Below are 9,847 nucleotides of genomic sequence, written 5' to 3' on the forward strand. Positions count from 1 at the left end.
GAAAGTGTCGATGGCGAAGTAGCCGGAAAACAGGGGCTACTTCAGACCATCCTTAGGTTTGGGCCTGCCCCGTGACAGCGGACGCCAAGAAGCTGGCTACACAGCCAACTGCCTTAAGCCCTTGGTGTGCGTGGATGATCCGGTCGAAGAATAAGCATAATCGGCGATCCTGGGGAGTTGGCTCGCATGCCTCCGTACCAGAGTCGCTGGGGATGTGACGCTCGACGACATCCAGGACGCTTAGGTCAAAGTAAGCTTGATAGCTGGACAGGGGGCATGTTCGAGTGTGTGCGGGATCGAACAGGCCGTGCTCGTCTTGTATTTATCTCCTCACGCGTCGAATTGCCAGGGCTCGACATGCTGCATGTGCAATGTCCAGCGCTCGCGAAAATCCTAGGCGGGGCCAATGTGCGGCTGAAAATACCTTTTCTCGCTCGTACGGTGCGTGCGAGGTAGGGCGAAGGCTCTAGGTAAGCTACTGATGTGATGGCCAAATTACCTCGCCCACAAATCTGCACATTAGCCAGAGCGTCGCCCGCTACATCCCTATCCTTCTCCAACCAGCGCTTGGATGAGTCATGGCTTTTCGCTATTGTTCCCGAGCTAATGCGCTGGAGTAGGACTGCAGAGCGAAATGACGTCCCTAGAAACCCCGAAACTCAGCACGTACCTTAAAGGTGATCTATTCGAGCAGAAGGTGTTCGACTACCTGAGCAGTGAGCTTGAGGCCGGTAACCTCTACTTCGCTCCTCAGTTCACCACCATCCAACGCAAACCGAAATACTTCTCTCGCGAGCGAGAGGACTACATCGTGTTTGATATCTCCATCGAGGTGAGACTACCAGGGTTTGATACCCCATCTATGATCATGCTGGTCGAGTGCAAGAACTACAGCAGCACCATACCGATCAATGACGTCGAGGAGTTCAGCTCCAAGATTGGACAGGTAACCGGACATAACGCTAAAGGTATGTTTGTCACCGCGAGCGCATTCCAGGCTAGCGCCCTGAATTTCGCCAGGAACAAAGGCATGGCGGTGATTCGATACCTCGACGAGGGGAATTTCACCTGGGAACTCTCGCGCTCCCTGCTCATGGGTGCTGTAAGCGCATCTGAGCGCAGGAGCACAGAGATCCTTAACGCGCTCATCGACCCCTCGTTCCAGCCTGCAATGTACACCACCTATGCTTCCACGCCTCAGGGATATACGAATACATTGGCAGGTGTTTTCCGAAGCCTGTTTTCTGACCTTGGCAAAGACACCGCGGGCTATCAGCAGCTAATCCAGCGTAAACCTGCAACTAGGCAAAGGGTCACCTTCCTCTCCTTGCAGCAAATCGAGGAAAAGGCAACAGAGGTGCTCCAGCGCGTTGGTTACACCAGTGGTCGCGTCGATCTGGAAAGAATAATTGACCATGAGCGCACGAGCAGTGGGCTGGTGGTGATTTTCAGCGAGCCATCGAGATCTGCACTAGGCGGCATTTCATTCACGCCTCCGGAGATCCAGATCTTCACGGACGACAGGGATGCTCCCCTCGCCCGGTTCACCTTGGCGCACGAGTTAGGCCATTTCTATCTCGGTCACGGTACCTATCTGAAACGGGAGCGGTTGCATGCAAGCGATATGGAACAGCATGATAGCGTCAGGATACCTAGAACCGACGTCGAGCGACTGGAGTGGCAGGCCAATGCCTTTGCTTCGTTCCTGCTGATGCCAACCATGCGTCTACTCGAACGGATCGCGTTACTGACAGTAATCTACAACATCCGCAACCGTGGTCATGGCCTCCTCTACCTCGACCATCAGCCTGTGAATTACCGCAGCTTCCGACTGGTCTCAGACAATCTCAGTCATCACTTCCACGTTTCAAAAACAGCCATTCGTCTTCGCTTGAGCCGTCTTGGGCTATTGGTCGACGCTAGAACATCAAACAGACCACCTCCCGGCCTGCCGCAAATTGCGAGCCAAAGACAGGAGTGGTAGTCTTCGCGCCACGGTACTCGGTAGGTACCTGCAGTCCACACAGGCGAAGCTTTAGCACTATCGTGACAGTTGAAATACCCAACCTGACCCTAATCAGGTTGCCTCGTAGTGGACGCTAGGCCAGCCCTTTGCAGAGCTGAAAAATGCAGATTACCTACAGCCACATCAAGCAAGTCAAACGCCTCGCCAAAGAGCTTAAGCAAGCTTACCCCACGCTTAAGCTAGGTCAGCGCCAAGACATCGCAGCAGTCCAGGTATTGGGCCTCAGAAATTACCACGAAGCAGTTCGCCGGTATGACCACTGGGTCATGCTTCATGTGCACGTCTCACCTGATCCCTACGGTGCGAGCAGGTGCACGGTCTGTGATTTCACTTTTGCAGCTGATCTCAAAGAAGATCGCGATGCTCATCGTGAAGTACATGAGAAGCTGCATGAGGCAGGCGAAGCGCTGGGCTTCCTCCCGGGTAGCTTTCTGCAACGTGAAAAGATGAAATCTGAGGGTAGTAAGCAGGCGCTCTCTGACGATAGTCTGGAAACTCGCATCGAAGGCGTCCTGATGGTGCTGCGCGGATGGTTTGATCGCTCCCTTTCGAACGCGATCTATGGCGAGTACTGGCGCAAGCACCCACCGTTTGAACTGTATGTGCCCATGATCCTGGACACGCTGAGCCCTCTGTATGATGAGCTCAAGCCGGTGTTGAAGGACAGGTATGGGCACCGTCCGGGCGAGATCAGCCCAGGTAAAACCGACTGGTATCCGAAGTCTCGTTAAGCCGCTGAACAGGCCTCACCTCAACGGTGGGGTCTGCCCCGAATCCCTGAACGCATTTGCCCCGTGCCAGCCTTTCAAAAACGCGTAAGCGTGAGGCGCGTCCACCGTAAGCGTTCGGTAATTACTGAATCTTGGCATGATCATCATCAATGGTGGTCGCGTGTTTTCGAGGAGCCAGATCTTCAGCCGTTGAGCCAGCTCTGGGCTGAGTCGTCGGAAGAAGAACTGGCTCAAGCGGAGGTTGAGCTCAAGAAGCTGCAAAAATTGCTACCTCCCCTCTCAAAGGAAGCACGCCATGCGCTTTCTGCACCTGATGCGCTGGCAGCGATAGAAAAGGGATCGAAACTAACGGCTAGCTGACCTTCATCAAGCGCAGCGTTTCAGCATCGTCTTGATGGGGCGCCGTACCCGCCGTTTCCAGACGTCTCTGGCCTTAATCCAGCGGCAGGCATCTATCTCATTGCGTGGGCGGGGCTTACCACCCGTCTTTCGGGCTTCGAACAGGTAGTGGATGACCGTGGCATCGGGGCAACAGTTCAGGTCGTCAGTAGATGCTCGAGCCATGACTGCGGGCATGGCGCTTCCACCGAGAACCCACACCGCCTCAGGTGAACTTCGCTTGGACGAGTGCAATTCAGGCCCACAGGACGTCGGCTTGGCGCTGACGGCATTGGTTGCGCTGATGTTTCTGAAGTTACATCCATGGCTGGTGGTGCTCGGTAGCGGTTCGTTGGAATGACTGCTAAGTATCGCTCTGCGAGTTGCATCGTGGTCGATTTAACATTCGCTTAAGGGGAACAAAGCATACGTCGGCGCCCCACCGCTGACGCCACTTAGCTGCCCTTAGAGTGCCCACTCATTGAGCGCTCTCAGCTAATTAGCTATGACAATGCGACGATTTAGCCGCTGTGCAGGTTGTTTTAGAGCCGTCCGTACCGCTCCAAGACTTTCATCAGCACAAGGTTGGCGTGGGTAAAATTGTCTAACTGCCCACGAATCTGGTACGACCATTTAGTGCCGTGAAAAAGATTGTTTCTGAGCCGCCAGACGATTATCAGGGTGCATAACATGCTATCGAGGGGGTCGTCACTTTGGCCTATGATCACGCGGCGGATCAGCTCAGGGTGATCTGATCCGCGGAGGTTGAGATGATCAAAATGATGAGTCGTTTCACCGCTCAAGGAGTAACGGCTTCTGAAGTAAGCTAGTGCTTCACCATACACGTCAGGATAAATTCTGTTTTCAGACCCCCAGCCATGTACACAATCTGAAATGGTTCTTGCCTGAGCAAAGTTATCCATGACCTGCGCTTCGAAAAGGCTCCAAAGAAAGGAGAAGTCAAAAATGGCCCTGCGATCTTGGTCAGGCAATTTACTGAACCCAGGGGCATTGGCATACAGCCACTCCTCACTTGCACTTTTTTTACTATCAGTCATAATTCATTTGCCTTTAGCGCCCAGGGCGCTGATACAAACTCAATCGTTGGAATTAGGTTTTTTCATGCCACCACCGCATACCGTACCAATCGCGAAGTAGCAAAATATTTAGGTTGTTTTTGGATTAATCTTAGACGGCGCGAAAACGCACCTCTGCCTTTGACTCAAAATAAGCGGGATACGTGTGTATTCCCTGCCGCAGTACGTCTCCCTAAGATAAATAGGCGGCAGTGATGTAGGCGCAGCCTGTGTAACTTCGGAATTATAGGTTGCAAAGCAATATTTTGTAATTGACAGCATGTCATCACGACTATAACCAGCATATTTGGCGGGACACAGCAAAAGAGTATTACCAAATTTGAATAGCGGAAATGCCCGAATCGTGATGGTTTTTTCGCTGTCGTCTAACTCTCGCACCAACCAAAGAGTCGGATCAAGCGTAGCCTTTGGGTATTTCTTGCTAACGATGTATTCTGAAACCTGCGAATCTCGAAGCTTTACTGCTGAAGCAGCGGAATAGGCGACCAAACCGAATAAAGATGGCGATACTAGAAAAAAGCTTATAACTGAAAAAAATGCCGCCAGCAGCGTATTCGAGAGTTTTCGCGCAAGCACTCCGCTTGTTCGATAATAAGTAATGATTGGCACAAACAGGATAAGCATCCAAAATACACAGAGTGCACTAGTCAGTAAGGCGCCATAGCTTGTCGCACTTCCCGGATGAGCCAGGGATATAATTATGGCTGGATAGATTCCTGCAAATACACCAATCACATAAATGAATGACGCCAAGAAAACACGGCGATACACTTTCCCTTGATGCCAGCGTTCAGGCCCAAATCCTCTTAGATACTTATTTCGCTGCCTTTCTGTTAGCGCCACAATGCTGTAAACCCCGACTAATCCTAGCGCCCACACAACCAAGACCGACCATGCAAACTGTTCTTTGTTTAGGTAAAACACCCAAACTGAAAGTATTGCAAAGCCGCACGCGGTCAGTAGTGCGAATTTTGATCCTAGTCTCGCCGCGTCCTTTGTCGGAAGATTAAACAGTGAAACGAAGCTGGCAAAGAAAATTGCAGGTGTAATGATGCAAAGCAAAACCCCTAGGAGAATCAAGGTAGCGCAGAACAGCCAGGCGAATAAAGCCGGACTTATAGAAATAGATGGCATAAATAGATCCACGCGCCCAATCACTGAGAGGTAGACATACAAACCAAATATAGCAGACCCAGATGCGTATAGCGAAATAACAGCCGCTACACTTTTCCAGTATTTCGGCACCTTGCCAAGCATTTCACTAAACAATTTAGCAATTTCAGACGGCGACACTGGACTATCAGGCAACCCAGACAGAGAATGATTCAAGTTTGTATTCCTTTGATGACGCCCTATGCTGGATATCTATTTCAAGCACCTCAAGAGCAATTCGCAATGGTGGCTCATTGCTTTCTAGAGCAGAGCTTAAGTGCATGCAATGAGGTTGTTGCAAACATCCCATAAGGCGACTATCAGTGCCTCGGCCTACGGCGAACCAGGTGAGCAACATTAGAGCTGATTCACAGCTGCCTGCTTGCGCGCCCTTTTGAAGGTGGAGGTACGCACATATCTTCCTAGCAGCCACAGCCCTACAGATAACGCTGCTACGACGAGACAAATGAGCAAATTTCCCAGAACCTCACCCACCTGATAGGGGGTTAAATAGCCTTTAAACGCCATTGCCCCGGATTTTATGGTCGTGATCGCTATGGGGATCCACATAAGGGCGGATGCTGCATAAATCGGCAGTGAGACAGCAAGCCGAAATGCCTTGTTGATGATCATTTTCTTCCTTGCAGGCTTAGTGTGACAGCCCATGATAAAGACTTCCCATTTCAAGTCCAGCATACCTACTGGAAGATCCACTAAACCGCCGAAACCCGTTTCGCCTTGGCAAAAGCATGGGCGTGGTGCCTCCTCTTCCAATGTCGCCGGCGCTAAGGCAGGTGAGCGCAAGTCAAAACCCACCCATAAGGGCGTCGGCGCTGTCGCGCTGTCTCGATGACTGGGACGCACTGATAGCGTCAGAACCGACTAGCGCTCTGCAGGCGCTCGGACGCAAGAACGGTCTCGTCGCAGGATCGGGTTGCAGAAGCAAGAGCGCGACTGCGACCATGAAATAGATCCATCGGCGTGTAGACGGACATATCCCTCGTGCCTCTCTCAAAGATGAGTAGATACGCCCGCCGACCCTGTGGGCCAGTGAGATTGCAATTGGCTGCCGCACAGGCGCCATCCGGCTTAGTCGTGCAAGGCAGGTTGGCCGGACGCAAACAGCTCCAATGCGGTCTCGCTCAATGCGCAGAAACATAGGCTTTGGACAACTGTGAATCATCCCGCGAAACTCAATGATCATCACAGCTGCTACGCCGCGGATGAGCGGTAACGGCAGGCTGGCGAAGTAACCTGAAGGCCCGATGTTCTCCAGCACTACACCACCGATCGCAGACCCAATAATGGCGCCGACTCGACCCACACCGATCGCCCAGCCCGTGGCGGTAGCACACAGTGCCGTCGGGTAAGATGTGATGATCAGGTAGTTCAGCGCCAATTGCTGCCCGGCCAGCCCAAGACCAAAAGCAACCACGATCCCTGTTGCCAACATCACCAGCAGAATGCTGCGCGTATTCAATCTTGGCAGCAAAATAGACAATGGGATTGCACAGGCGATGAACACGGCATTGACGGTCACAGTGCCGTAAGGTGCTGAATCGGCAGCCAGACCTGCCGACTTCAAAACGGTATCCCGGCGATTAGCGAACAGATAAGCGCAGTGCAGCTTCGCCGCACCAAATACCGCGATCACCCGGGCTAATGCGGTCTCGGTACCGGCGCGCATGTCCAGCGGTTCGGTGGCCAGCCAGATCGCATCGATGCAGGTCATTGAGTGAAAACCCTGATAAATTGCGCGCAGCCCTCAGGATTTGAGGCTGGCCATTTCACCGTGATCAGTCCCCCGACGATGGGCAGTTCAATGACCACTGAGGCATCGGCTTGCCGTTGAGGTGCGCCATTTAGCGGGACGAAGGCCGGCAGTGAGGTTGTTGCGGGCTGCTCTCGATAGAGCGGCATCCATTTGCGGATGACGTTGGCATTGATGCCGTGGCTGATGGCGACACTGGACACAGTTGCGCCAGGTTGCAAATATTCCTGAACGACCTGGGCTTTGAACGCTTTGGGATGAGAGCTTCGTTGGCGCATGGAAATACTAGCGATAAGGGTGATCGCGTCCGCATAAAAATACGCGGACACCATCGCCCTTAACGCTTGAGTTCGGAAGGTGAGTTCGCCGGACGCTTACCCTCCACCTGGCGAACTCCAACGTATAGGTGGAGCTTGTCCGCGAATTTTAAGCGCACGCGATCACCCTTAACAGCAGGATTTACATGCGGCTGCAACCTCACTATTCAGAACATGGATTGCCCTCGCAATAGCGTGGGATAGCTCCAACGGAGTCCCCTTGAACAGTCCAGCCCTCATCCCATGCATGCCAACAGGCCATTCATAGAATGTATACAATAAATTATCAATAAAAAAATGTGTGCGACTATAGGACTCAGCCTTAAAATTCTGCCGCCTTAGAAACATAAAGTACTTCGAAAGAAATGAGCAGCCCTTGCCATCAATAATGCAACCAGCCCCACTGTTCACGATTGAAGGGCATCCAACGAGTCGCCTGCTGTTTGGGTTACCAGCCATCAAGTCATACCACAACACCATTCCATCCCCCGAAACCAAGCATCTCAGCCACGTCGGATGCATATGCATTTCCTGACCGAAGCACTCAAATTGTGTCTGCAGATCGACTTGAATAGCATGAACAGCGACAAATCTTGACATGAGTCTACATGCTCCTATGAGCTCGGATTTTAAAACCAGTTACGAATGCATCAACAGCCGCATTGTGCATACTCTGTTGATAGCGATCTAACTGGCTTAACAAACCAGGAATCAACGCACCTACGAAGACACTAGCCAACCGTCCGAGATGTTCAATATCTTCGATTTTCACTTGATGCGGATAAAGTTCATTAATGTGTGAAAGCCAATCGCGCCCACATAATCCTGACTCAGCATCAAGCACCATGCACGTCATGACTGATGCAAGCTGCCTCTGCTGTACATTAGCAACCAACGCACCGTAATGAAGTGATTGGCGTAGGTTACGGCCACTTGGGTAACTCATCCTAGAAGCAATTTTTTGATGAACCAATCCAAATCTCGGATACAGAAGAATCCTCATGAGCAATTGCACAAAACCAAAAGCTTGAAGATCTTTTTGGCGCTCCAGACTCAAGAATAAACGTTGCGCGTGGAGCGCCCTTGGTATGATATCAGCCATCGATTGGTCGTGATAACAGGATGATAACCTGACGATTGAACCATCATGATAAGCCCTGAACATACCCATCGCTCTTTCCAGGGTTGGCACTCGTGACTCAGGAGCATAGCTGAATGCAATTCCATGTTTTTCACATACTGTATGATATGCAACGCCCCACGCTTGCAGGCACGTCGGATAACGAAATAACTGTACATGCTCACACAGGCATTCATAGCAAAATGCACGGCGGTAGAAATATGGAACAATCCATCGTGAAACAGGTAAAAAATTCGGTATGTTTTTCGTACCCAAAGTGTTCAGCTTCTCCATACAGCCCACAAAAAATGAGCTAGAATGGGAATAGTCAGGATCAAAATATTCATTACGACAACAAAGAGAAAAAATATCTTGCACATCATATGCTAGCAATGCGTGATTTTCGTTGAACACCGTCACCCTTTGCACCCAACTAGAAAAGCACTCTAGCGAAATAGCATCATAATATTTAGGATAATGAGTCATAGCCATCACCGTTCAATGCTGAAATTATTGCGCCTGCCTTGGCCGAAGCAAACCTCCAAGAGATACTTTTTTGTCATCCCGATTTCTCCATGAGTCAAAGCAAACAGTTCATTTAACAACCTGTACAACTCTAGCTCTGTTGCACCCAGCCTTGAGTAGTCAAAGTCAAGCGATAACGCCATTTCAATGTAATCCTCTCGCTCAGTGCATCCTCGAAGATGAATAATGTAGGCTGGTGGGACATCAAACTCTCTAAGAGGCTGGCGCCGTGTAACAGTTTCAAAGCTGATGATATTTACAGCCTCCAGATAGAGCCCTGCGTTGGGTACGTCTCCCTTCTTTGAGCCTTGAGCATGTAGGAACTCATGGGCGTCCTCAATTACAATGGTTTGAATCTTACGCAACGAAATCAATCTATTAAGGGCATGACTGGGTAGCAAAGGGCGTCGACCTCGAACTGGCAGACCTAACGCCGCATGCAGAATGTCTAAGAACCCAGCGCTCGGATCCAGGCATTCTGGTTTGATGTGTAGTGAGTTTGGAGCTGTCGCTTCAGCTATGTGCTTAGCACATGTTGACAGCCCTGCACCTGGTTTTCCGGCTACCCGTAGAAATGCAGGTGAATTCACGTTATCATTCAACCAAGATAAAGCCTGCTCACACACTGCAAGCTGATTGCTCCAGAGTTTCACTAATCACTTCCTTTTTCTGGCCTTAGGGAAATCCTGAAAAAGACTTCCTGATTTTGGCAAAATACCCGGACTCCACC

9 protein-coding genes are annotated in these 9,847 nt (G+C 51.0%); 2 read left to right on the top strand and 7 right to left on the bottom strand.

Annotated elements, in window-relative coordinates:
• Positions 1-634 precede the first annotated feature (634 nt).
• Both MJ643_RS29635 and MJ643_RS29640 read left to right on the top strand, forming a co-directional pair.
• Positions 635-1,984 carry an ImmA/IrrE family metallo-endopeptidase gene (locus tag MJ643_RS29635; RefSeq protein WP_080963483.1) on the top strand — a complete coding sequence of 450 codons (1,350 nt, stop codon included), beginning with the start codon at positions 635-637 and terminating at the stop codon, positions 1,982-1,984.
• Between the two features lie 143 nt (positions 1,985-2,127).
• On the top strand, positions 2,128-2,757 hold the full coding sequence (locus MJ643_RS29640) for a hypothetical protein (RefSeq protein ID WP_038410302.1): 630 nt from the start codon (positions 2,128-2,130) through the stop codon (positions 2,755-2,757).
• A 920-nt stretch (positions 2,758-3,677) separates the two neighbouring features.
• Here the strand turns inward: MJ643_RS29640 and MJ643_RS29645 are convergent.
• The 7 genes from MJ643_RS29645 to MJ643_RS29675 form a co-directional block, all read right to left on the bottom strand.
• Complete coding sequence (locus tag MJ643_RS29645) at positions 3,678-4,193, bottom strand: hypothetical protein (protein WP_038410304.1); 516 nt, start codon at positions 4,191-4,193, stop codon at positions 3,678-3,680.
• Positions 4,194-4,301: 108 nt separating this feature from the next.
• The gene (locus tag MJ643_RS29650; protein ID WP_144241798.1) at positions 4,302-5,561 is read right to left on the bottom strand and encodes a hypothetical protein; all 1,260 of its coding nucleotides are present in this window, start codon (positions 5,559-5,561) and stop codon (positions 4,302-4,304) included.
• Positions 5,562-5,741: 180 nt separating this feature from the next.
• Positions 5,742-6,017: a hypothetical protein gene (locus tag MJ643_RS29655; RefSeq protein WP_144241799.1), complete on the bottom strand. Its 276-nt coding sequence runs from the start codon at positions 6,015-6,017 to the stop codon at positions 5,742-5,744.
• Positions 6,018-6,189: 172 nt separating this feature from the next.
• Complete coding sequence (locus MJ643_RS29660) at positions 6,190-7,116, bottom strand: IS66 family insertion sequence element accessory protein TnpB (protein ID WP_038410306.1); 927 nt, start codon at positions 7,114-7,116, stop codon at positions 6,190-6,192.
• Positions 7,113-7,433 carry a transposase gene (locus tag MJ643_RS29665; protein WP_038410513.1) on the bottom strand — a complete coding sequence of 107 codons (321 nt, stop codon included), beginning with the start codon at positions 7,431-7,433 and terminating at the stop codon, positions 7,113-7,115. Before MJ643_RS29665 ends, MJ643_RS29660 begins: the two co-directional genes overlap by 4 nt.
• A 643-nt stretch (positions 7,434-8,076) precedes the next feature.
• Positions 8,077-9,084: a hypothetical protein gene (locus tag MJ643_RS29670; RefSeq protein WP_247727224.1), complete on the bottom strand. Its 1,008-nt coding sequence runs from the start codon at positions 9,082-9,084 to the stop codon at positions 8,077-8,079.
• Positions 9,084-9,770, bottom strand: coding sequence for a hypothetical protein (locus tag MJ643_RS29675; RefSeq protein ID WP_144241801.1), 687 nt, complete (start codon positions 9,768-9,770; stop codon positions 9,084-9,086). Before MJ643_RS29675 ends, MJ643_RS29670 begins: the two co-directional genes overlap by 1 nt.
• Positions 9,771-9,847: the final 77 nt, after the last annotated feature.

Origin of the sequence: Pseudomonas sp. PNPG3 (assembly GCF_023093815.1) — a bacterium.
In the GTDB taxonomy this organism is placed as follows: Bacteria; Pseudomonadota; Gammaproteobacteria; order Pseudomonadales; family Pseudomonadaceae; genus Aquipseudomonas; species Aquipseudomonas asiatica.